Below are 21,846 nucleotides of genomic sequence, written 5' to 3' on the forward strand. Positions count from 1 at the left end.
CTTAGGTGCTGTTTTTTAAATCTATTTAATTCATAAGCATTTATTTTTTATTGCTAAGCAGATTATTTCAATTCTATTAAAATCATTGTGAATTAAATTAATATAGGTTTTTAAGTGTCCAAGCCTATAGCCAGGAACTGTCATGACGATTATCCCTACCATTGACCTTGTCGATGCCCTTGCATCTGAATATACCGATAAATCCCCAAGTGAGATTTTAGAACTTGCTTTAAGCCAAGAAGGTGAAATTGCCATTTCATTTTCAGGTGCTGAAGATGTGGTTTTGATTGATATGGCATCTCATCTCGGTAAACCCTTTCGTGTCTTTAGTTTAGATACGGGGCGTTTACATGCAGAAACCTATCAATTTATCGAAACAGTGCGTAAACACTATAATATTGAGATTGAAATTTGCTTTCCTGAGTCCGAAGCAATCGAAAGCTTGGTCAAACAAAAAGGTTTCTTTAGCTTTTTTGAAGATGGCCATCAAGAATGTTGTGGTATTCGTAAAGTAAAACCACTACGTAAAAAACTGGCCACATTAGATGGCTGGATTACAGGTCAACGTAAAGATCAAAGTCCGGGCACACGTAATGAAATTCCTGTTATTCAAGCAGATGCTGGTTTTTCAGGTCCAGATAAGCAATTGATCAAATATAATCCTTTAGCAAACTGGTCAAGTGCCGACGTATGGAACTATATTCGTATGATGGAAATCCCTTATAATCCACTGCATGAACGTGGTTTCATCTCAATTGGCTGTGAACCTTGTACCCGTCCCGTCCTTCCAAATCAACATGAACGTGAAGGTCGCTGGTGGTGGGAAGAAGCAACCCATAAAGAGTGCGGATTGCATTCCGGCAACTTAAAAAAATAGCTTTTTTCAAAAAAACCACTGTATATCAGTGGTTTTTCTTATACTCATCATTATACAGAAATAAGTTTTTTTATATTTGAAAAGCGATATACTAAAAAGACGGTTTTTATAATTCTAACAAACCTGTTCAGAGTTTAGACATGAACAGCCAATAAAATTGCAGTGAGGCATCCAACGCTATGCGTCCTTTACACCCAATTGATTTTATTTTCTTGTCACTAGAAAAGCGACAGCAACCGATGCATGTTGGTGGACTCTTTCTATTCCAAATTCCCGATCATGCACCTAAAACCTTTATCCAAGATCTTGTTGCAGATATTCGTAGTTCAAAATCAATCCCCGTCCCACCTTTTAATAATAAACTCAATGGTCTGTTTTGGGATGAAGACCAAGAATTCGATTTAGACCATCATTTCCGTCATATTGCGCTTCCACACCCCGGTCGAATCCGTGAATTATTAACCTATATTTCACAAGAACACAGTGCCCTAATTGATCGTGCTAAGCCACTTTGGACCTGTAATATTATTGAAGGCATTGAGGGTAATCGCTTTGCCATGTACTTTAAAATTCACCATGCGATGGTGGATGGCATTGCAGGCATGCGCCTCGTTGAAAAATCGCTCTCACAGGATCCAAACGCGAAAAGTATTGTGCCGCCTTGGTGTGTTGAAGGCCCACGTGCTAAACGCTTGAAAGAACCAACGTCAAGCAGATTTAAAAAAATTATGGGCGGAATCAAACAACAATTTGAAGCCACCCCTACCGTATTGCGTGAGCTATCTCAAACCATTATGAAGGATATGGGGCGTAATCCAGATTATGTATCCAGCTTTCAAGCGCCTAGCAGTATTTTAAATCAACGAGTAAGTTCTTCTCGTCGTTTTGCAGCACAATCCTTTGAACTGGAGCGCTTAAGCAAAATTGCTAAAGCGCTGGGTGTCACGATTAATGATGTGGTCTTGGCTATTTGCTCAGGGGCTTTACGTGAGTACCTAATTAGTCAACAGGCTTTACCGAAAAAACCACTGATTGCAATGGTTCCAGCATCGATTCGTGATGATGATTCTGAGGTATCGAATCGTATTACCATGATTTTGGCCAACTTAGGGACCAATAAAGAAACACCATTAGAACGCCTACAAATTATTCGCCGTAGTGTGCTAAACGCAAAACAGCGTTTTAAGCGCATGAACTCAAATCAGATTTTAAACTATAGTGCATTGGTTTATGGTGCAGCTGGCTTCAATATCGTTTCAGGCATGATGCCTAAGCGCCAAGCTTTTAATATTGTTATTTCTAATGTACCGGGACCACGCGAACCGCTGTATTGGAATGGTGCCAAACTAGATGCGCTCTACCCTGCATCTATTGTGCTAGATGGGCAAGCACTCAATATCACGATGACCAGCTATTTAGACAAATTGGAAGTCGGTTTAACGGGCTGCCGCAATGCATTACCTAAAATACAAAACTTACTGGCGCACTTAGAAGATGAAATTCAACGATTTGAACAAATCATAGGTCAAGAAAACCCAAAGTTACAGGCGGTGAGTTAACCGCAATTTCTGAAAAATAAATCTGAAATAAATTAAGGGGCTTAAAATTAGCCCCTTAATTTTTAATAGTTCGGCATCGATTTAATAATTGGTGGCAGACTGAACGAACCATAGCAGTGGTAATTTGAACTTCTTTACCTTGTTCATCCACAATATAACCACTATTAGTGGCAGGTTTATGATCTAAGACTTTCGAACTTTGTTTAATAATTACTTGGCTTATACTCATGTCATACCTCTTTTTTGCTAAGCCAAAAGGAGAAATTTGGCTTTGGCTACTGTGTATGCCTAGTATTAAAAATTACACTTCGAAAGTAAAATTTCAGATGTAACAAGTGTTTAACGATATTCTGTTACAATTTCAACTCAGAATGATATCGTATTGCTCTTGCGTATATAAATTTTCCACCTGAAACTTAATCACACGCCCTATAAAATGCTCTAAATCAGCTACTGCGGGTGCTTCGGCTGTTAACAATCGGTCAATCACCAACGGATGAGCAATCACAGTAAAGCCACTTTTTGATTCAAAAGCACGTGCATATCTTAAAATTTCTCGAAAAATTTCGTAACACACTGTCTCTGCCGTTTTCACATAACCACGACCCTGACATGTTGGGCAGGATTCACAGAGTAAATGTTCCAAAGATTCACGGGTACGCTTACGGGTCATTTCAACCAAACCCAGTTCCGAAACTTGTGTAATCTTGGTTTTTGCATGATCACGTTCAAGCATACGCTCGAACTGACTCATCACCTCTTCACGATGCTGTGCTTCTTGCATATCAATGAAGTCAATAATAATAATGCCGCCCAAGTTACGTAAGCGGAGTTGACGTGCAATGACTTGCGTTGCCTCCATATTGGTTTTAAACACCGTATCTTCTAGTGTTCGCCCTCCCACATATGAACCCGTATTGACATCAATGGTGGTCATAGCTTCAGTCTGATCAATCATCAAATATCCACCAGACTTAAGCGCTACACGCGTTTGTAGTGCCTTTTGGATATCTTCTTCGACATTATATAAGTCGAAAATAGGACGTTCACCCGGATAATGAATCAGTCTTGTTTGCATACTGGGTACAAATTCAGCGACAAATTCTTGTAATTTGGCATGAATTTCACGTGAATCAACTGAAATTTTAGAGGTCGCTTCGTTGGCTAAATCTCGAATCACACGTTGCGGAAGAGGTAACTCTTCAAAAATAAGTGAAGGCACCACAATACTTTTTTGTTTACGTTGAATAAATTCCCAAAGCTTGGCCAAATATGCCATATCTTGGGCAATTTCTGATTCGGGAATCCCTTCAGCAGCCGTACGAACAATCACACTGCCCGGTAGCTGATGTGTGGTTTGAATAGGCTCAATCATCGAACGTAAGCGATTACGTTCCTCTTCAGACTCAATGCGCTGTGAAACACCAATATGATGACCATACGGCATGAGGACTAAATAACGCGAAGGAATTGACAGGTCTGTACTTAAACGAGCACCTTTGGTTCCAAGCATGTCTTTCATCACTTGAACCGTAAGAATTTGCCCCGGTTGCAGCAATTCAAATACATTGGGTGTGGGCTGATTACGTGGCCAAATCATATCATTGATATGTAAAAAGGCTGTACGAGATAAACCAATATCGACAAATGCCGCTTGCATACCCGGCAAAACGCGAACCACTTTGCCTTTATAAATATTGCCCACTAAACCACGTTTAACCGTGCGTTCTACAAATAATTCATTGACCGTACCATTTTGGATTAAAGCCACCCGACATTCCATAGGGGTGACGTTAATCAGTAGCTCGTCAGACATAATAAGACTCAAAACATTATAAAAATTCTTGTTCAGCAGTTAATTTAGTGCCTTAACTACTTTTAATAACTGTACTGTTTCGTATAAAGGTAAGCCCACCACATTACTATAACTTCCTTCGATACGAGGAATATAACGTGCTGCAATCCCCTGAATGGCATAAGCACCAGCTTTACCTAAAGGCTCACCTGTCGCCCAATAATCTTCCATATCATTGCGGCTTAATGCTTGAAACTCAACCTGCGTTCGTACCACTATACTTGATTTTTCGCGACTTGTACGCACGCAAATACCTGAAAATACATCATGTTTACGTCCTGAAATGGATTGCCACATTTCAAAAGCATGCTGCTTAGATTCAGGCTTACCTAAAATTTGATCATCCACCCCAACACTGGTGTCAGCAGCCAGAATAATGGCATCTGGGAATTGCTCTAAAACCGCTTGAGCTTTCGCACATGCCAGTCGTTCAACATAGGCTGCAACGCTCTCGCCCACTAAAACAGACTCATCAATCTCTGGACTAAAAATGTCGAAGTCGAGTCCCAGTTGTTGCAGTAACTCACGGCGACGTGGAGAACTTGAAGCAAGAATTAAATGCGCCATTTTTTCAGTACAAAATAAATCAGTGGGAAAACTAAAATGCTGCTCAACAAAGGCTGCCAGTGCCTTGCAATCGAAAACTGCAACCCACCCATAATTTGCGCAATCCAAGTGATAAATAAATGTGCCAATACAGCTAAAAAGCTAATTACCCACAGATTAGCAAAAGTCAAAATACGGCGTTCACGGGTTAAAAATCTTGCCACAAAGGTAATGACGACAAAACTGAAGGCATTCATGCCTAAAGGCGCATCAACCAAAAGATCGGTAAAAATCCCTGTCCCAAAAGCAAACCAAATACCACACCAAGTGGGCTGACACATGACCCAAAACAGCACCACCAACAACATGAATAATGGACGCGCACCTGAAACAGCATAAGACAACGGATAAACAATGAGTACTGAACAAATAATTACGGAAAGCACAATCGCAACTAACGGATCACGATTTTTTTCAGAACGCAGTTTAGCGATTAGCATAAGGTTGCTCCATCGCTAAAGAATCGGAAAATAGAACAGCCACATGATGCCCACCGGCCAACTGTGCTGCTGGAATCACATCAATTTTGGAAAACTCACCTGAATTATGTCGATTCACCTTAGACACCGTTCCGACCAAATAACCCGCAGGAAAATGTGCACCCAGTCCAGAACTATAGACTTTTTCACCCACTTTAATATTGGCACTGGTTGGAACATATTCCATTTTCAAATGACCTAAATCACCAGTACCCGAAACAATGGCACGCATTCCAGTATGTTCTAAACGCACAGATAAAGAATGCTCTTTATCCGACAACAACATCACGCGACTACTATGTGGATAGACATTAATGATCTGCCCCATAATGCCTTTGTCATCCAGTACCGTTTGACCCACTTTCAGTTGGCTACTGGCACCGCGATTAATCACAATAATATGACGAAGTGGATCTGCATCTGTACCAATCACTTCTGCAATTTCCATACGACCATCAATAATCAGTGGAGTATCGAGTAAGCCTCTTAGACGAGTATTTTCAGCAGAAAGTTCAGATAGTTTTTGCAGACGAACTTGCGCCTGTAAAAGTTCGGCATGCATCGCGGTATTTTCACGACGTAACTGTGCCTCGGACTTGGTTTGTTGATTGAGCCATTCTCGCGATAACACTGGATAACTTGCTAAGGCATAAATGGGATTATATGCCGCATACAAGACATCACGTGCGGGTTGAATCACATGCGGCATACGCCAATTAAAAAATAGCACAACCCAACAAGTGATGACCGCAATGATAAATGAGCGAAAAGATGGCGGTTGTCTAGAAAACAGATTTGTTTGCACCCGCCTCGTCCTTAACTTAGCCTACAAATAGCATGTCATGATTTGGATTATCAAAGAATTCTAAGACTTTACCACCACCACGAGTCACACACGTCAATGGATCTTCAGCAACAACCACAGGTAAGCCCGTTTCTTGTGCAAGGAGTTTGTCTAGATTACGTAATAATGCACCGCCACCCGTCAATACAATGCCACGCTCTGCAATGTCAGAAGACAATTCAGGTGGGGTTTGTTCAAGTGCCGACTTCACCGCAGAAACAATATTTTGTAATGGATCAGAAATCGCTTGGGCAATTTCAACAGAAGTCACGGTAATTGCACGAGGCACACCTTCTGCCAAGTTACGACCACGTACTTCAATTTCAAGTATTTTTGAGTCAGGATCAAGCAAAGCCATACCGACTTCTTTTTTAATCACTTCAGCGGTCGTTTCACCAATCACACAACCGTGTGCTTTACGTACGTAGTTAATGATTTGCTCATCAAACACATCACCACCGATACGTAATGAATCAGCGTAGACACAACCTTGTAATGAAATAATTGCGATTTCAGTCGTACCACCACCAACATCGACCACCATTGAACCACATGCTTGCTCAACTGGCATACCTGCACCAATTGCCGCAGCCATTGGTTCTTCAATTAAACGAACATCACGTGCACCAGCATTAAAAACGGCTTCACGGATAGCACGGCGTTCTACCAAGGTCGATTTGCATGGCACACATACAACAACACGCGGTGCAGGTGGAAATAGACGTTTCTCATGCACTTTACTGATAAATTGATGCAGCATGGTTTCTGTGACTTCAAAATCGGCAATCACACCATCTTTCATTGGACGAATTGCAGAAATATTCGCAGGCGTACGACCCAGCATTTGCTTTGCATCCAGACCAACCGCGGCAACAATTTTTTGTGAACCACTATGACGAATTGCCACAACAGTCGGTTCATTTAATATAATGCCTCGTCCTGGTGCATAAATAAGTGTATTTGCTGTACCTAAATCAATGGCTAGATCGGGCGAAAACAAGCCAATTAGTCTTTTTAGAATCACGGAGACGTTCTCGATTAAACTTTATGTGGACGCAAGGTGGCAACTTTAACTAAATGTGATGATTTGAACAAGTCAATCGCTTATTATAACGCACGATATTTTGAATTTTTTTAATACTGACTCAGGTGATGTTATGTCTACATCGGATGCACAGCATTCTGCGGATTTAAATGCACAAACAGTTTCGGCAATCGCCAATCTTGCTCGATTGTCGCTAGATGACACGCAATCTACTGAATATGCTCAAAGTCTAAATAAAATTTTAGGCATGATGGACACCTTAAAAGGGATCGACACTGATGGTGTTGAACCACTTAAAAGCCCATTTGATCATCCACAACCTTTACGCGAAGACGTGGTTTCTGAAGAGAATCATCGTGAAGAATATCAAGCTGTTGCACCTGCAACACAGGATGGCTTGTACTTAGTTCCTCGCGTGATTGAATAATTTTTATTCAGTTAAACCCATTAAATCAAATTTAAGGTAAAGAATTTTTTCTCATGACTGATTTACATCGCTTATCGATTCGTGAAATCACTGAGGGTTTAAGCCAAGCTAAATTCTCATCTCGCGAACTGACTGAACATTATTTAAAACGCATTGATAAAATTGATGCTCAAGTGCAAAGTTTTGTAACCGTGACCCCAGAACAGGCATTGGCTCAAGCGGATGCTGCGGATGCTGCAATCAAAGCAGGTACTGCAACTGTACTGACTGGTGTACCGATTGCCCACAAAGATATTTTTTGTACCCAAGGGATTAAGACCACTGCGGGTTCTAAAATGTTGGATAACTTTATCTCGCCTTACGACGCAACTGTTGTAGCGAAAGGTAAATTTGCGGGTCTGGTGACTTTGGGTAAAGTGAACATGGACGAATTCGCCATGGGTTCAACCTCGGAGTCATCTTACTTTGGCGCAACCAAAAATCCGTGGGCACTGGATCATGTTCCAGGTGGTTCATCGGGTGGTTCTGCTGCTGCTGTTGCGGCTGACCTTGCACCGTTTGCTACAGGTACAGATACAGGTGGCTCAATTCGTCAGCCTGCATCCTTCTGTGGCCTTACAGGGCTTAAACCGACTTATGGTCGTGTATCACGTTTCGGTATGATCGCGTATGCATCTTCCTTAGACCAAGGCGGCCCAATGGCGCGCTCGGCTGAAGACTGTGCATACCTGATGAACGTGATGGTAGGTCATGACGCAAAAGATTCAACCTCAATTGAAAAAGACGTTGATGATTATGTTTCAAACCTAAATAACACAGCGGTAAAAGGTTTACGCATTGGTATTCCTAAACAATACTTTAATGTTGCTGGTTTAGATGCTGACGTTAAAGCGCGTGTTGAAGAATCATTGAAAAAGTTAGAAGAAATGGGCGCAACCTTGGTTGAGATTGATCTCAACATGACTGAAGCTTATGTTCCAACGTATTACTTGATTGCCCCTGCCGAAGCATCGTCAAACTTACAGCGCTATGATGGCGTGCGTTATGGCTACCGTTGTGAAAATCCAGTTGATTTGATGGATTTATACAAACGCTCACGTTCAGAAGGTTTTGGTGCTGAAGTGCAACGTCGTATCTTGATTGGTACTTATGCGTTGTCTGCTGGTTATTACGATGCTTACTATGTCAAAGCACAAAAAGTACGTCGTTTGATCCAACAGGATTTCTTAAAAGCTTTTGAATCTGTTGATGTGATTGCTGCTCCTTCTGCACCAACCACAGCATATAAAATTGGTGCTTCTTTAGACCCAGTTGAAATGTACTTGGGTGACATCTACACCATCGCGGTCAATCTTGCTGGTCTTCCTGCAATCAATGCACCGGTTGGTTTTGACAAAGACCAATTGCCTGTTGGCTTACAACTGATTGGTAACTATTGGTCTGAATCGCAATTGTTGTCTGTGGTACATCAGTATCAACAAGCAACCGATTGGCATACTCAACGTGCGGCAATTGCTGAGGAGAATGCATAAATGACTAGTATCTCAAAAACAGCTCAAAAGAAAGCTAAATCACTGTTGATTGATGGTTGGGAAGTGGTGATCGGGATTGAGATTCATACTCAACTCGCAACAAACTCTAAAATCTTCTCGGGTTCTTCAACCACTTTTGGACAAGACCCAAATACACAGGCTAGCCTTGTTGATTTGGCGATGCCGGGCGTGTTGCCTGTATTAAACAAAGCAGTGGTTGATCTTGCCATTCGCTTTGGTTTGGGAATTGATGCTTATATCGACAAAGCATCGGTATTTGCACGTAAAAACTATTTCTACCCCGACTCGCCTAAAGGCTACCAAATTAGCCAAATGGACAATCCCATTGTCGGTTTAGGTCACATCGACATTCAACTTGAAGATGGCACAGTAAAACGCATTGGCGTGACACGTGCGCATTTAGAGGAAGATGCAGGTAAGTCAATTCACGATCAGTTTGAAGGTATGTCGGGCATTGACTTAAACCGTGCTGGTACACCTTTACTTGAAATTGTGTCTGAACCCGATATGCGTTCGGTTGAAGAAGCGGTTGCCTATATTAAAGCGATTCACACTTTAGTGCGTTGGTTGGGTATTTCTGACGGCAACATGGCGGAAGGTTCATTCCGTTGTGACTGTAACGTGTCGTTGCGTCGTCCGGGCAATGAATTTGGTACACGTTGTGAGCTGAAAAACCTCAACTCATTCCGTTTCATTGAACAAGCGATCAATGTTGAAATTGAACGTCAAATGGAAATTTTGGAATGGGATGGCAAAATTGACCAAGAAACGCGTCTTTTTGATCCTGTGAAAATGGAAACCCGTTCAATGCGCTCGAAAGAGGAAGCGAACGATTACCGTTATTTCCCTGATCCTGATTTGTTGCCTGTGATTATTTCTGATGCGCAAATTGAAGCAGCACGTGCGACTTTGCCTGAGTTACCTGCGACACGTCGTGAGCGTTTTGTGGCTGACTTTGCTGTGACTGAATACGATGCTCATGTATTAACGCTTTCACGCGAAATGGCAGACTTTTATGAAGCTGTTGTGGCGGCTTCTGGCGGTGCGGCTCAAGGTAAAGTGTCTGCAAACTGGGTGATGGGCGAATTCTCAGGCGCTTTAAATAAAGCGAGCCTAGACCTTGCTGAATCCCCTGTTTCGGCTGAACAATTGGGTGGCATGATTGCGCGTATAGTGGATAACACCATTAGCGGTAAGATTGCGAAGCAAGTCTTTGGCTTTATGTGGGATGAAGGCAAATCTGCGGACGAAATTATTGCGGAAAAAGGCTTGAAGCAAGAAACCGATACAGGTGCAATTGAAGCAATTATTAAAGACGTACTTGCAGCCAATGAAAAAATGGTTGAAGAATTCAAAGCGGGTAAAGAGAAGGCATTTAATGGTCTTGTCGGTCAAGTGATGAAAGCGTCTAAGGGTAAAGCTAACCCTGCTCAGGTGAATGAGTTGATGAAGAAGTTGATTGGTTGATTGACCATTTAATTTCACTAGAAAGCCTCGATTTATCGGGGCTTTTTCTAATATATAATTTTAAATGAGTCACAACTATGATAATAAAAGAAATGTAAGATCAAGAAGTTGTAGAAATAGATGAACCAACGATTTTAATTTCAATTAATAAAACAGTAGATGAACGTAGTATTTATGATGCTGTGCGTTTTGCTTGGAAAATTAAATTAGAAGAAGCAGAAAAAGCAGATCTAATCTTTGCAGTATCTCAAGGAACTATTAGAGGTATTTTCATTGCTAATCAGTGGTTACCTGCAACTGAAGAAAATTTTCCTAACTTTAGACTCCTAGGCGAAGAAATCTATACTCCATCTTTAAGAGAAAAGAGGTTTGGATTTATTGGTGAGCCTGCACCAAATAATTTTCAAGAAAAATATTTAGGCAAAAAAATTCCTGAGAAATTTAGAAAGCGTGGGGCAAGTAATCCTATTAAATACTCATGGAAAGTAAAAGACTAAAACTCTAAATGGTCTGGTGATCAAGTGATGAAAGTGTCTAAGGGTAAAGCCAACCCTGCGCAAGTGAATGAATTGATGAAGAAATTTATTGGTTGATTTATTCGCTAATTAATTGATTTTATGCTATAAAAAATCTCGCTAAATGCGGTTTTTTTTATAGGAAAAAAGATGTTAGATAATCCAAAACTGTGGCGTTACATGGATTTGACCAAGTTTCTAACTTTAATAATAAATAGTGAATTATATTTAAATAGAGCAGATAACTACGAAGATATATATGAAGGTCTTCTCACTAAAAAAGATGAAGAAATTTTAAATACAAACTCTGACCTAGCAATGATATGTCAAAGAAATTCAATTTTTATAAATTGTTGGCATCAAAATGACTATGAATCTGCTGCTATGTGGAAACTGTATGGGGTCATAGATGATTCTGTAGCTATTGAAACTGATTTAAAGACCTTAAGCGAATTATTACCGCCTCGAATCGAAGTCCAAAAAGTTGAATATATTGACTATAATACAGATTCTATACTTAAACTATGTTCTCAAAAAACAGGTAGTTTGAATGTGCATCATATTCTAGCTTATAAAAGAAAATCTTTTATACATGAACAGGAATATCGTGCCATATATTGGCATATTCCGGTAGAAAATGAACCCCTGCAACCTAATATGTCATGGGTGCATAAAAAAGGGATTAATTTGAAAATAGATATATCCAAACTAATTAAACATATTCATATTTCACCCTATGCATCGCCCTTAATATTATCGATCATTCAATCTATTTTAGAAAAGTTTGAACTTACTGATATTCCAATAACTAAATCAAACCTCTATTTAATTCAATAGACTAATATTAAAAATATTCTTATGACCATCAAAAAAGTATCCTCTATCGCCAAACTTGAAGACCTGGGACGCATTCAGCTTTCAAAGTCTTTCTTTATTGGATTCATAACAATTTGAACTACAGCCATCTACAATTTTTCCCAAAACTGTGTGCATTTAATATTGGTTGGCATGAACAGCCATCTAAAGAAATTAATAGCTATGTCACAGGATCGAAAGGGAAACTTAAAGTCACCCCTGAACCGAATCCAGATTATGAGAAGTTTTATCCAGATTTATTGTAATCCCTCTCCTTGCGAAGCTTCGCTTCTCACCGTTAGAAAAGGGAGACTCTGTCATGTGATTTATTTGATACGTGGTGTCCCTTCTCCTGAGCAAGTTTTAAAGCACTGCTTTAAAACGAAGCGCAAGAAAGGAGAGGGCTAGGGAGAGGATTTAAACTAACGAATCACACCCAACTTATTCCAAACATCAGGTGTTAAAAACGTCATCACTAATTTGTTCAAATCCAAATAACGCACCACACCTTTTAATTGCTGCTTTACTTCAGGGTTTTTAATAATTTCTTCACCTGTAATACTGCCTAACTCTTGAAAGCTATCACCGACCGCCTGTAAACCTTCCGCCTGAATCACCGCTTTAGTCTGCACAGAACATTGTTCAACTAAAATACGCTGTAATACTTGAGCCAAGTTTTTATCGAGTTGTTCTTTTTGTACATCTGTCACATTGCTAAAACTTTTTAAGTCAGGATGGGTCGATAGTGCTGCAAACGTCCATTGCAACACCGCAGTTTTATCCGTTGCAGTCGTGGCTTTCACTAAACAAGCACTGAGTTGATCGACTGTTTGTGCAGGTGCAGCCATCGTAATTTGTGTCGTACCGAACAAAGCCACTGCCATCAACACAGAACGGCTGAAAGAAGAAAATTTACGACGGGCAGAAGTATAAAGACGTGACATAAACTGATTTCCAAATAATCATCTGTTTCTTTGTACCACAGCGCCAATGCTATCCCCAGTTATGACTTTGTAAATTGTGCACATCAAAATGATTCAAGCTTTAGTAAAATGTGCAGCGCTTAAATCCGTTTTCTGCTCTTTATTCCATGCCCGCATAATTCCATGTTTCAGGAATATTCGGTTGTTTAGGTGCTTTATTTAAATCAATATTCAGGTTTCGGCTGCCTTGATATGATTTCTCGCCTGAATCCGATGCTGGGGATACACTCAAATGATAACGGTAGCGGAATTGCCACAGCATCGGCTTAATGGGACGAATATCTAAACTTAAAGCATCTTCATCATGGCAATTGCCTTGTGAGCTTTCATAATCTTGTTCGGAAAAACAAGCACGAATCATTCGATTCAAACTAAACGGATAGTTTTTAATAAATGGATAGTTTTTAATAAATGGATAGTTTTTAATAAATGGATAGTTTTTAATAAATGGATGCGTATTGCTTGAGTCCTTTAATTCATAAAAACTCGCACGTTCGACCCCAGCTCCACCACCCGAATACATTTCAGAAAAAGTATCAATCACTGCAATGGCATAACGGTTTTGTGTCATAGGAAAGAGCTTGGGAAAGACAAATTTCCTAGTCGATGTCCCATCTTCTTGACTGGAAATATCGATATGCCATTGTTTCGATAATTTAAGCCCCGTTGTAGATGCGCTAAACTGAACAATATCTCCATCAGATAACAACCATAAATGCTGATCTGCGGTTTTTAGGCTACGCCATTGATCACGATGCTGACAAAGCTCTTTCACTTGTGCGCATAATTGGTTCTGCTCCTGTTGACTGAACTGTGCTTTTTTAAACGCCAAAATATCTAAAGGTGCAGCCAAGGCCACAGAACTCAGCGCAGTGAAACAGCAAGCAAAAAGTATATTTTTCATTGGTTTCATTTCTTTATTTCATCTATTTATTTTCAAGTAATAAAGCAGTTTAAATGTTTTAAGCGCATTTCGTTATATGCGTTTGGATCAAAGAATATGGTGTTGCACTTCAAATGCTAATCTAAGTCTTAAAAAAGCGGATGATATATCGGAAAGTATTAAATTTATTAAGCTTATTGAAAATTCACAATCTATGAATGAAACGACTAGTAATAGGATAGAAGAAACAGAATTAACAACTCTTTAGGCCAAATAATGAAAATCTAAGGGTAAAGCGAATCCTGCACAAGTCAAAATATTCTAATAAACTACTTTATCAAATCACATGACAACGTCATTCGCAGTTGTTCGAAGCCTGACTTCATTATTTAATAAAGTTTCTGCGAACAACTTAATAAGAGATGGTATTTGACGAGTTCTGCGGATGACAAAAAATCGTTGGTTACTTTGGATTTTCCCCAAAGTAACCAACGAACTCCTAACATTGAATGACTATCGGGAGGACTCTGTCGTGAAATTACATATCCAAAGAGTATGACCTTTTCAAAGAAAGACTTTAGACCTCATCAATCCTACGACTAAAGAAAACAATACCCTACTTAAAACAGCCATCTTATTCTGCTATGGTGAAACAAAACCTTATATAAATCATATCTAAGAAAAGAAAGAGGGAAATATGTCAAAACAAATCTTAATGCTGGTTGGTGACTATGCCGAAGACTACGAAACCATGGTGCCTTTTCAGTTCCTCACAGGTTTAGGTTATAGCGTACATGCCGTTTGCCCAGACAAAAAAGCAGGTGACAGTATTGCGACTGCCATTCATGACTTTGAAGGGGAACAAACCTATAGTGAAAAACGTGGGCATAATTTTGCCATTAATTATGACTTCAGTGCTGTCCATACTCAGGACTATGTCGGACTGGTCATTCCGGGTGGACGTGCCCCAGAATACTTACGCATGAATGCACGCGTCATTGAAATTGTGCGTGAATTTGATGCAGCACAAAAACCCATTGCTTCTGTCTGTCATGGTGCGCAACTTCTTGCTGCCGCTGATGTACTGAAAGGTCGTTTATGCTCGGCTTACCCTGCCTGTGCTGCGGAAGTTAAACTTGCAGGCGGTCAGTATGCAGACATCGCAGTGACTGAAGCGGTAACGGATGGGCATCTGATCACTGCCCCTGCTTGGCCGGCTCACCCTGCTTGGTTAGCACAGTTTGTTAAAGCATTAGGTGCGACCATTACCCTTTAATACGGGTCAAAAAACAGTCAAATAAAATATGCTTTGCTCATTCCACTACAATGCAGTGGAATGAGCCTTAACTAAATGAGACCCAAATAGCAGCTACATTAAATCGTATCAATAAGCCCACTATTCAAGAATTACCCCACAGATAAAGTTATTTCAACTGTTTCAGCATGTGCTTCGCCCCAGCATGATTATGATTATTCGCTAAGTTCTGCAAAATATTTTTAGCTTGAGCCTTTGAGTTGGAAAAACGACTACTATAACTCGGCACACTGGTAAAACAACGTGCAACCAACATCCCCGACTCCGCATAAACATTTGTACCATTGGCATTGGGTAATTTGCCAAAATTATACGCACGCTGCGCATTATTACAGGCATTCAATTGGTTTTGCCCTTTATTCAAATCACGACGCGCAGCAACAAAAGCTTTAAGCTGCTGCTGTTGAGGTGTATCAACCGCCTTCTCGACTGGTTTAACAGGTGATTCAACCACAGGCTTGTCTTCTTTTTTAATTTCGCTTTCTTTCGCAATAGCCGCTTTGCTGGTTGTGGTTTTCACGGTCTGATTATTTACAGCGCTCTTTTTAACCACAGCATCGGTTGATATATTTTTATAAAATTTCTGACTTTCTTGAACCGTCATTACCTTACTTTGTAAGCTAACCACACGCGTTTCGCTGCCATCCGTGAACTTACGTTCAGCCGTGGGTTCAATTGAAACGATCCAGCTTTGCCCATTACTTTGCACACACTTATATGCACCAATTCCTTGTTTAACATGACTATTGCTAGATAAGCGTTTTTTCGCTGATGCATCCTTAACTAAAGACATGCTACTTTTGTACAAAAGTGCAAACTTGCCCCCTTTTGCGGAGCAATAATGGGTTAAATACTTTCTTGGATATAAGGATTGTGCTTCATTATTGCTTTGCTTCGCCCCCCAATCATAAACATATTCCTTTGCTTGACCATTTGCATGATTAATATTTTTTTGAGCAATTAATTCCTGAGGTGAAGTAAAATTTTTAACTGAATCTGAGCTTAAACTGTCCATGCTGGTACAGCCATGTAAAGCGATGCCAACTCCCCCCATCAAGATTAATGTTCTGAAATTCACGTATCAATGCCCAATTATGCTGTATAAAAGAAAATATAGGAAAAGACAAAAAATAACAAACACAAAACTTTGATTTTATTATCAATTTAACTTAATCTGGTTTTTACTTTTCACTCAAAATAGACTATAAATTGCCAACTTCAAAAGGTTTTAAAGTTAAAATAATAACCAGATAACACTTCATTCCCCCTTTTTAATCTTTCATCATTGGTTAAGGGTAAATAATCCCTTACGCCATTTGTCATTTTCTGTTATGAGCAAATTCAGCTCTATTCTCTTTATGATGAATGGATCTCGACATGATTCAAAAATAAATATTTAACCCATTACCTCACCACACTTTCAATCAAATCTAAATTCCAAACCCCACCAGCCGCCACTCCTTTACACATGCCCGACCAACGATCTATGCTCTGAACGAAAGTTTTGCCATCCCAAATCCATTCACTCATCGACCAACAATCACCAATGCCACGACCTTTTTGTGAGCTACTGATCTCACCCTCGGCAAAATCTGAGGCAGATTCAGTCACAAAGGTCGCTTTACCCTTTAAAGAACCATCTATGACCCACGCGCCAAAACCTTCGTTATATGCGCCGCGCCAACATAACGTGGTTGCTAAAACTTTTTGATTGCTGAGTTTATAGAGCTCTATTTTTTGCGATTGCACACCATTTTCCGTATAAATACCTTCACAAAAGCCATGACCATCTTGCAATTTAGGTTGTGCTGCCATCAAAGTTGTATATAAGGCTTTGTAGGGTTTGGTATCTGGTTTAAGGACTAAATAAGGCTTAGATGTGGTTTTAATTTTCTTCAGCATCAGCTTTGGCTGTGCAACCAAAACCTTCGATTCATCGGCTGTGCCCTTTTTGACTAAAGCCCCAACAGTACCAACACGTTTTTGAAAATCATCCATTTTTAATAAAGTAGCGGTCATTCCTGCATCTGAGATTTTCCATGAGTAATGGGCATTCTTAAACACAATATTCACACTCTTCTGTGTTTGTTGTAATAGTCCATTGACTTGTGCTGTATTCAGTACGCCCAATAACGGTGATTCTGAACCATCGACAGTGACAGCACCAAAGTCTTTTGCATTGACATAAAAGTGAATATTTTTAAGGTTTTTTTTATCTAGGGCCTGATCATATTCCGATAATGCAAATCTCATCTGAACAGCCTGTTTTTCGCCCGTTTTACGGATGATTAATAGCGATGCTGGCATATTTTCTATACGCTCATCCTGATACCCTGCTGCCCGACAAGTCCCTGTATTACTACAATAGATTTCCCAATCTTGATGAGCAAAAGACATGCATTGAATGGCTTTGGCATAACCCACAGAACTGGTTACAGTAAAACAAACTAAAACAAAGAGATGCTGAAAAGCTTTCATATTGTTCTTATCCTCATTTTTTAATTCATTATAGCGAGAATATCACCCTTTTAAATGTCATTTAATGACTTAAAATAAGGCCTAAATACTACAACTTCCTGCACTATTTTATGCACTTATCTTTTAGAATTAAAAAATGCCAATCAACTTCCAAACTGACTGGCATTCATTTTTTCAGGGCTTTTTATACTTGAAACTTAATGATCTAAAGTCGATTCAAATGCTCTTAAACGCTTATAAATTGAAAGCAATTCAATAATCGTTGGCCATGACTCAATTAAATATTGGAATGACTGACGTACATTGCCAAATACATTTAGAATTTGCATCATTAGACCGAGTGTAATGGCCCCTGCGGCAATACTGGGAAATAACACAAATAAACCGTACAGATTGTCCAATTGCATATACCAAATACGCACCATATTAAAATAGGCATAATGGAAATATAAACGGAAATAATTAAAACGAACTTTACTAAACAGCTCTTTTAAAGTCAGTGGATCAGCTCGATCAGCATAATCTTCCCCATATACCAACTCTTTACGATATGCAGCTTCCACTTTTTGGTTATTGAATTCTAAGCCGGGTAATTTATAACCGACCAACATCAATATAACCGTACCCAGTACAGCCCAACTAATGGCTGCCCAAACCAAAGCATACGGAATCTCACCAATCACAGGTAATTGTTTCACATGCGAAGACAACTGTAATAGCACCGGTAAAAAGGCCATTAAAGTCATTACGGCTTGGATCAAACTGACCCCTAAACTTTCAGTGGTTTTGGCAAAGCGCATGGTATCTTCCTGAATACGCTGCGATGCCCCTTCAATATGCCGTAATTGCTCCCAATGTGCGGTGTAATAGTCATTCATGGCTGTACGCCAACGAAAGATATAATGACTGACAAAGAATAGGTTAAATACGGCAATGGTGACATAAACCATAGCCACATATAGAAACGTCATTGTTTCACTATAAAGTAAATTGACATTACCACCGCCACTACCCAGCATCTTCTGAATTAAGTCATAAAATGGGCTATACCAAGCATTAACCACAACATTGACTTGTACTGAAAACCAAATATTAAACAAAATAAAAGCCGATCCCCAAACAGACCACCCTTGCCATGGATTACTCGATTTAAACCGCCAGAACAAAGCAAAAATTACAGTAGAGACAAAGAACCACAGATAAAACCATAAAAATGAAGGTGCCCAAAAACGACTTACACCAATCGGCAATTCAGCATCGTTATAGCCTGATGCAAAGCCTAAAAATGTGCCCCAAGCACTGCCACCGGAATACCATAAACTGATATTAATGACAAACCACAGCAGCAACGACAAAAAGAACCATTTCGGATTCGGAAAAAAAGATTTAAACATTCTGTTTGGGGATTCCTTTATTTTTCATTGGCAACTTCGCCCATCACTCAAAACCTAACAGGCTTTAAGACAAATGGCGATATCGGCTATTATTCTAGTCTTTTCATCTTTGTAGCAACTTATTCACTGTTTGTGAAATGTTTTTCGCGTGTAATATTTTTAATCTAGCGCCACATCAAGCAACAAAAGCTATCTTTTAACTCACAGATTGTTGGCTGCCTCTAGCACTCAGCATATCAATATCTTCTGCAATAAAAAATGTGATTGATCGCATCCAAAAAATATACTGATGCGGCACAGCAAAAAATCATCACAAACTTAAAAAACATAAATTTGACTATCCTTTTTCTGAAATTTAATTTACATTTCAAATCCAAATAGACGATCTCTAGTCGTTTGTTACTATACTATTCGCCTTTAATTAAAAAGATCTTAAAAAAATAATCGAATAATATTCAAATTTAAGCATCTTAAAAAGGCTCAAAATCAAAATTATTTAGGGTCACGTCATGCAATAACATCATGCTATAAGCTGCATATTGATTGCCAAAACTTATGCTAATTTTTTTGATCTATATCTCAATCTTGGTAAAATTGGTTAAACAAACAGCAAATCATGTTATTATTGCAACACATTCTGGCCACTGCTGGGGAAGCGATATGGAAAAAATCATTATTGAATTATTAAAACCAATCACGCTAAAAAAAGAAAATTGTCATCCTTTAATTTTTGAAGAAGGTACTATTTTAAAAGTACTGATGCACACACCTAAAGGTTTATTGGTCTGTGATGATTCAAATTTTAATTTTACTGTTTCTTTAAATGACAAAAATAAAATATGGCGTGAGCTATAAATTTAATTAAATTGTATCAAGTTAAAGCGATATTGTATGATTTCAATTTGAGTGCAATTTCCCCCAACTTTAAGTTGAAGTCATACAATGATGCAATTTATGACCATAATTTAAACACTTTTCCAAAATGATGATTTCAACGGCGCTAGAGATTGGGCATGATTGTTCAAGTGTTAAACTTTTTAGCATTAGGCCTTTAAATAACCCAGTTTTTAACTGCACATCACTTGGATTATGCTTTCTTGCGTCTTAAAAATGCAAAATCAAGAAATGAATTAAGAATTTAGTCTGTGAGCCCATTAATGCAACCGCAGCTACGCGACAAAATCATTCAAGTCTGCAATGAAAAAATTGCAAAAAAAGGCAGTAATGTCGGACTGTCTTTTTATGCTTTTTTCGCCAACAAAAATGACAATCCTGAACTTCTAATGCAAGCGGCTGAATGGTGGATTAAAACGCATCAACTCGATCATTTTGAAAAAGCAATCAAGATCAAGCAACTGATTGAAACAGAAAAGTAAGCTTATGCTTTTTTAAGCAGCTGTTCAAAACTTTGCATATGAGTAAAAACAGCCTGTTTTCGTTGATATTGATCAATTTGCGCAACAAGGCGCTGAAAGTGTTCAGATTGGACATGTGCATCTAAAGCAGCACGGTCAACCCACTCCTCGACAAAGACAAAATGTCCTTGATCTCGCAGATCATGATAAAGGTCGTAAGCGATACAACCTTGTTCCAATTTGGTCTTTACCACCAACTCTTGATACAAAGGCAAAACTAAATCAATTTTATCGACTTGAATAAAATCTTCTGCGAGAAGTTTAAGCATATTACTGATCCAACTTTATAATGCTATCAATCACACTACAAATAGCATAAAACATAAATATTAAAAGTCTGTGCTTAGAAAACTCAAATTAAGTGAAGTACAAATCAAGTTCACTCTTGCCCGACCACTTTATTATCTCACTGTACCCATAAAACTCACCACCGAGAACAACCAAATAAACAGCATAAAACTACGTTCCTGGGTAAAATGGGCAACATCTGTCCCATGTACAATATTATGACGGGTCATGGTCACGGTTGAACTACTATCCATTTTATAAGCGTCTAATTCAGCAAAATAAACATTCAACTCGCAGGCAATTTTCGACTTATGCCATAAACTCTTTATTTCATGTCCCTTTAAACCGGGAACAATTTTATAAACATCTATAAACTTGGTATGGTTCTGTTTTAAATAACCTTTGGCAATCAGGACATCGGTCAACAAACCTTCCAATTGTGCATATAAAACTGGAATACAACCTGCAAAGCATTGCATCTTATACAGTTTAAAAGCTTCTTCAATCACCAAACGACGTTGAGCTTTATTTTCACCAATTTCAAGTGCATCAAAAGCTTCAAGCAATTCAGCTTGGAAATAGTCCGTGTGAATGACATCAAGAATATTAAAATCGACATCGTTTTCATGTTGATTAATCAACGTCCAAATATGCACTAAATTCAACGCATCATTGGCAACTTTACTGTCAACAGGCTGATCTAACTGATTCGCCAAAATATTAAAATAAGGTTCATTGGCTGCAAGTACTTTTAGCATTTGAATGAGGTGTTTATGTTCAGCGGCAGACATCGATTGTAGATATTGATCGGCATCTTTTAAAATGCTTTGTCCGAGTTGTTTGCCCTTTTCATGTTGCGGAATTCGGGTCACTTCTTGTTGTTCAAAATCTTCAAAATCGTCATCAATCATTTATATCTAACTCTGTAGCATCACTTTAGCTCAACATTATCCCTGTTATTGAGCCTGCAATATATAAAAAAATAGGGTTTAACGACTTCTACTCTTG

The 21,846-nt window shown here is 39.1% G+C and carries 24 protein-coding genes and 1 pseudogene; 12 read left to right on the plus strand and 13 right to left on the minus strand.

Annotated features, from left to right (window positions below; genetic code table 11):
- Nucleotides 1-142: 142 nt before the first annotated feature.
- Nucleotides 143-877, plus strand: coding sequence for a phosphoadenylyl-sulfate reductase (locus tag B9T30_RS09905; protein ID WP_004648083.1), 735 nt, complete (start codon nucleotides 143-145; stop codon nucleotides 875-877).
- A 179-nt stretch (nucleotides 878-1,056) separates the two neighbouring features.
- Nucleotides 1,057-2,436 (plus strand): WS/DGAT/MGAT family O-acyltransferase, encoded by a 1,380-nt coding sequence (locus B9T30_RS09910; RefSeq protein ID WP_086184829.1) that lies wholly within the window; start codon nucleotides 1,057-1,059, stop codon nucleotides 2,434-2,436.
- 55 nt (nucleotides 2,437-2,491) lie between these two features.
- Here the strand turns inward: B9T30_RS09910 and B9T30_RS16500 are convergent, their stop codons facing one another.
- The 6 genes from B9T30_RS16500 to B9T30_RS09940 form a co-directional block, all read right to left on the minus strand.
- Nucleotides 2,492-2,665 carry a PA1571 family protein gene (locus B9T30_RS16500; RefSeq protein ID WP_086165551.1) on the minus strand — a complete coding sequence of 58 codons (174 nt, stop codon included), beginning with the start codon at nucleotides 2,663-2,665 and terminating at the stop codon, nucleotides 2,492-2,494.
- Nucleotides 2,666-2,797: 132 nt separating this feature from the next.
- Entirely contained in the window at nucleotides 2,798-4,252 is a 1,455-nt protein-coding gene (rng, locus tag B9T30_RS09920; RefSeq protein ID WP_086165552.1) for a ribonuclease G, read from the minus strand.
- A gap of 39 nt (nucleotides 4,253-4,291) precedes the next feature.
- Nucleotides 4,292-4,858 (minus strand): Maf-like protein, encoded by a 567-nt coding sequence (locus B9T30_RS09925; protein WP_086184830.1) that lies wholly within the window; start codon nucleotides 4,856-4,858, stop codon nucleotides 4,292-4,294.
- Nucleotides 4,846-5,337, minus strand: coding sequence for a rod shape-determining protein MreD (mreD, locus tag B9T30_RS09930; RefSeq protein ID WP_086184831.1), 492 nt, complete (start codon nucleotides 5,335-5,337; stop codon nucleotides 4,846-4,848). The genes B9T30_RS09925 and mreD overlap by 13 nt, the downstream gene beginning before the upstream one ends.
- The gene (gene mreC / locus B9T30_RS09935) at nucleotides 5,324-6,181 is read right to left on the minus strand and encodes a rod shape-determining protein MreC (protein ID WP_086184832.1); all 858 of its coding nucleotides are present in this window, start codon (nucleotides 6,179-6,181) and stop codon (nucleotides 5,324-5,326) included. Before mreC ends, mreD begins: the two co-directional genes overlap by 14 nt.
- 16 nt (nucleotides 6,182-6,197) lie before the next feature.
- Nucleotides 6,198-7,244, minus strand: coding sequence for a rod shape-determining protein (locus tag B9T30_RS09940; protein WP_086184833.1), 1,047 nt, complete (start codon nucleotides 7,242-7,244; stop codon nucleotides 6,198-6,200).
- A 133-nt stretch (nucleotides 7,245-7,377) separates the two neighbouring features.
- Here B9T30_RS09940 and gatC point away from each other — a divergent pair, with 133 nt between their 5' ends.
- The 7 genes and pseudogenes from gatC (at nucleotide 7,378) to B9T30_RS09975 (ending at nucleotide 12,348) form a co-directional block, all read left to right on the plus strand.
- On the plus strand, nucleotides 7,378-7,692 hold the full coding sequence (gene gatC, locus B9T30_RS09945; protein WP_086184834.1) for an Asp-tRNA(Asn)/Glu-tRNA(Gln) amidotransferase subunit GatC: 315 nt from the start codon (nucleotides 7,378-7,380) through the stop codon (nucleotides 7,690-7,692).
- A gap of 53 nt (nucleotides 7,693-7,745) precedes the next feature.
- Nucleotides 7,746-9,224 (plus strand): Asp-tRNA(Asn)/Glu-tRNA(Gln) amidotransferase subunit GatA, encoded by a 1,479-nt coding sequence (gatA, locus tag B9T30_RS09950; RefSeq protein WP_086184835.1) that lies wholly within the window; start codon nucleotides 7,746-7,748, stop codon nucleotides 9,222-9,224.
- Nucleotides 9,225-10,712 (plus strand): Asp-tRNA(Asn)/Glu-tRNA(Gln) amidotransferase subunit GatB, encoded by a 1,488-nt coding sequence (gene gatB / locus B9T30_RS09955; RefSeq protein WP_086184836.1) that lies wholly within the window; start codon nucleotides 9,225-9,227, stop codon nucleotides 10,710-10,712.
- Nucleotides 10,713-10,894: 182 nt separating this feature from the next.
- The gene (locus tag B9T30_RS09960; protein ID WP_086184837.1) at nucleotides 10,895-11,209 is read left to right on the plus strand and encodes a hypothetical protein; all 315 of its coding nucleotides are present in this window, start codon (nucleotides 10,895-10,897) and stop codon (nucleotides 11,207-11,209) included.
- Nucleotides 11,202-11,305: pseudogene (locus B9T30_RS16855) on the plus strand (hypothetical protein); the annotation flags it as partial. The gene B9T30_RS09960 and the pseudogene B9T30_RS16855, both read left to right, overlap by 8 nt.
- Nucleotides 11,306-11,377: 72 nt before the next feature.
- Complete coding sequence (locus B9T30_RS09970) at nucleotides 11,378-12,064, plus strand: DUF2971 domain-containing protein (protein WP_086184838.1); 687 nt, start codon at nucleotides 11,378-11,380, stop codon at nucleotides 12,062-12,064.
- 113 nt (nucleotides 12,065-12,177) lie between these two features.
- On the plus strand, nucleotides 12,178-12,348 hold the full coding sequence (locus B9T30_RS09975; RefSeq protein ID WP_264754379.1) for a hypothetical protein: 171 nt from the start codon (nucleotides 12,178-12,180) through the stop codon (nucleotides 12,346-12,348).
- Nucleotides 12,349-12,504: 156 nt separating this feature from the next.
- Here B9T30_RS09975 and B9T30_RS09980 read toward each other — a convergent pair whose 3' ends face one another.
- Both B9T30_RS09980 and B9T30_RS09985 read right to left on the minus strand, forming a co-directional pair.
- On the minus strand, nucleotides 12,505-13,026 hold the full coding sequence (locus B9T30_RS09980; RefSeq protein WP_086184839.1) for a hypothetical protein: 522 nt from the start codon (nucleotides 13,024-13,026) through the stop codon (nucleotides 12,505-12,507).
- Nucleotides 13,027-13,165: 139 nt separating this feature from the next.
- Nucleotides 13,166-13,969: a hypothetical protein gene (locus B9T30_RS09985; RefSeq protein ID WP_086184883.1), complete on the minus strand. Its 804-nt coding sequence runs from the start codon at nucleotides 13,967-13,969 to the stop codon at nucleotides 13,166-13,168.
- 676 nt (nucleotides 13,970-14,645) lie between these two features.
- Here B9T30_RS09985 and B9T30_RS09990 point away from each other — a divergent pair.
- Nucleotides 14,646-15,224: a DJ-1/PfpI family protein gene (locus tag B9T30_RS09990; RefSeq protein ID WP_086184840.1), complete on the plus strand. Its 579-nt coding sequence runs from the start codon at nucleotides 14,646-14,648 to the stop codon at nucleotides 15,222-15,224.
- Nucleotides 15,225-15,372: 148 nt separating this feature from the next.
- On the opposite strand, the gene B9T30_RS09995 is transcribed toward B9T30_RS09990, so the two are convergent.
- From B9T30_RS09995 to sbmA, 3 genes are all read right to left on the minus strand, one after another.
- Nucleotides 15,373-16,341 (minus strand): hypothetical protein, encoded by a 969-nt coding sequence (locus tag B9T30_RS09995; RefSeq protein ID WP_227518961.1) that lies wholly within the window; start codon nucleotides 16,339-16,341, stop codon nucleotides 15,373-15,375.
- A gap of 326 nt (nucleotides 16,342-16,667) precedes the next feature.
- Nucleotides 16,668-17,741 carry a DUF1176 domain-containing protein gene (locus B9T30_RS10000; protein ID WP_086184842.1) on the minus strand — a complete coding sequence of 358 codons (1,074 nt, stop codon included), beginning with the start codon at nucleotides 17,739-17,741 and terminating at the stop codon, nucleotides 16,668-16,670.
- Between the two features lie 197 nt (nucleotides 17,742-17,938).
- Entirely contained in the window at nucleotides 17,939-19,135 is a 1,197-nt protein-coding gene (gene sbmA / locus B9T30_RS10005) for a peptide antibiotic transporter SbmA (RefSeq protein WP_086184843.1), read from the minus strand.
- 660 nt (nucleotides 19,136-19,795) lie between these two features.
- Between sbmA and B9T30_RS10010 the strand changes: the two genes are divergently transcribed.
- Both B9T30_RS10010 and B9T30_RS10015 read left to right on the plus strand, forming a co-directional pair.
- Entirely contained in the window at nucleotides 19,796-19,990 is a 195-nt protein-coding gene (locus tag B9T30_RS10010; protein WP_086165614.1) for a hypothetical protein, read from the plus strand.
- Nucleotides 19,991-20,292: 302 nt separating this feature from the next.
- On the plus strand, nucleotides 20,293-20,511 hold the full coding sequence (locus B9T30_RS10015; protein WP_086184844.1) for a DUF6500 family protein: 219 nt from the start codon (nucleotides 20,293-20,295) through the stop codon (nucleotides 20,509-20,511).
- A 2-nt stretch (nucleotides 20,512-20,513) separates the two neighbouring features.
- Here B9T30_RS10015 and B9T30_RS10020 read toward each other — a convergent pair whose 3' ends face one another.
- Together B9T30_RS10020 and B9T30_RS10025 are read right to left on the minus strand one after the other, a co-directional pair.
- The gene (locus B9T30_RS10020; protein ID WP_086184845.1) at nucleotides 20,514-20,819 is read right to left on the minus strand and encodes a putative quinol monooxygenase; all 306 of its coding nucleotides are present in this window, start codon (nucleotides 20,817-20,819) and stop codon (nucleotides 20,514-20,516) included.
- Nucleotides 20,820-20,951: 132 nt separating this feature from the next.
- Nucleotides 20,952-21,749 (minus strand): hypothetical protein, encoded by a 798-nt coding sequence (locus tag B9T30_RS10025; protein ID WP_086184846.1) that lies wholly within the window; start codon nucleotides 21,747-21,749, stop codon nucleotides 20,952-20,954.
- Nucleotides 21,750-21,846: the final 97 nt, after the last annotated feature.

It is taken from the genome of Acinetobacter sp. ANC 4973 (assembly GCF_002135275.1).
In the GTDB taxonomy this organism is placed as follows: domain Bacteria; phylum Pseudomonadota; class Gammaproteobacteria; order Pseudomonadales; family Moraxellaceae; genus Acinetobacter; species Acinetobacter kyonggiensis.

Coding starts and splice junctions, on each gene's coding strand:
- B9T30_RS09990 (WP_086184840.1), top strand. CDS start 14,646: ATGTCAAAACAAATCTTAATGCTGGTTGGTGACTATGCCGAAGACTAC.
- mreD (WP_086184831.1), bottom strand. CDS start 5,337: ATGCTAATCGCTAAACTGCGTTCTGAAAAAAATCGTGATCCGTTAGTT.
- gatA (WP_086184835.1), top strand. CDS start 7,746: ATGACTGATTTACATCGCTTATCGATTCGTGAAATCACTGAGGGTTTA.
- B9T30_RS09970 (WP_086184838.1), top strand. CDS start 11,378: ATGTTAGATAATCCAAAACTGTGGCGTTACATGGATTTGACCAAGTTT.
- B9T30_RS10015 (WP_086184844.1), top strand. CDS start 20,293: ATGCAACCGCAGCTACGCGACAAAATCATTCAAGTCTGCAATGAAAAA.
- sbmA (WP_086184843.1), bottom strand. CDS start 19,135: ATGTTTAAATCTTTTTTTCCGAATCCGAAATGGTTCTTTTTGTCGTTG.
- gatB (WP_086184836.1), top strand. CDS start 9,225: ATGACTAGTATCTCAAAAACAGCTCAAAAGAAAGCTAAATCACTGTTG.
- B9T30_RS09905 (WP_004648083.1), top strand. CDS start 143: ATGACGATTATCCCTACCATTGACCTTGTCGATGCCCTTGCATCTGAA.
- B9T30_RS09910 (WP_086184829.1), top strand. CDS start 1,057: ATGCGTCCTTTACACCCAATTGATTTTATTTTCTTGTCACTAGAAAAG.
- B9T30_RS10025 (WP_086184846.1), bottom strand. CDS start 21,749: ATGATTGATGACGATTTTGAAGATTTTGAACAACAAGAAGTGACCCGA.
- B9T30_RS09980 (WP_086184839.1), bottom strand. CDS start 13,026: ATGTCACGTCTTTATACTTCTGCCCGTCGTAAATTTTCTTCTTTCAGC.
- B9T30_RS10020 (WP_086184845.1), bottom strand. CDS start 20,819: ATGCTTAAACTTCTCGCAGAAGATTTTATTCAAGTCGATAAAATTGAT.
- B9T30_RS10010 (WP_086165614.1), top strand. CDS start 19,796: ATGGAAAAAATCATTATTGAATTATTAAAACCAATCACGCTAAAAAAA.
- B9T30_RS10000 (WP_086184842.1), bottom strand. CDS start 17,741: ATGAAAGCTTTTCAGCATCTCTTTGTTTTAGTTTGTTTTACTGTAACC.
- B9T30_RS16500 (WP_086165551.1), bottom strand. CDS start 2,665: ATGAGTATAAGCCAAGTAATTATTAAACAAAGTTCGAAAGTCTTAGAT.
- rng (WP_086165552.1), bottom strand. CDS start 4,252: ATGTCTGACGAGCTACTGATTAACGTCACCCCTATGGAATGTCGGGTG.
- B9T30_RS09985 (WP_086184883.1), bottom strand. CDS start 13,969: ATGAAAAATATACTTTTTGCTTGCTGTTTCACTGCGCTGAGTTCTGTG.
- B9T30_RS09925 (WP_086184830.1), bottom strand. CDS start 4,858: ATGGCGCATTTAATTCTTGCTTCAAGTTCTCCACGTCGCCGTGAGTTA.
- gatC (WP_086184834.1), top strand. CDS start 7,378: ATGTCTACATCGGATGCACAGCATTCTGCGGATTTAAATGCACAAACA.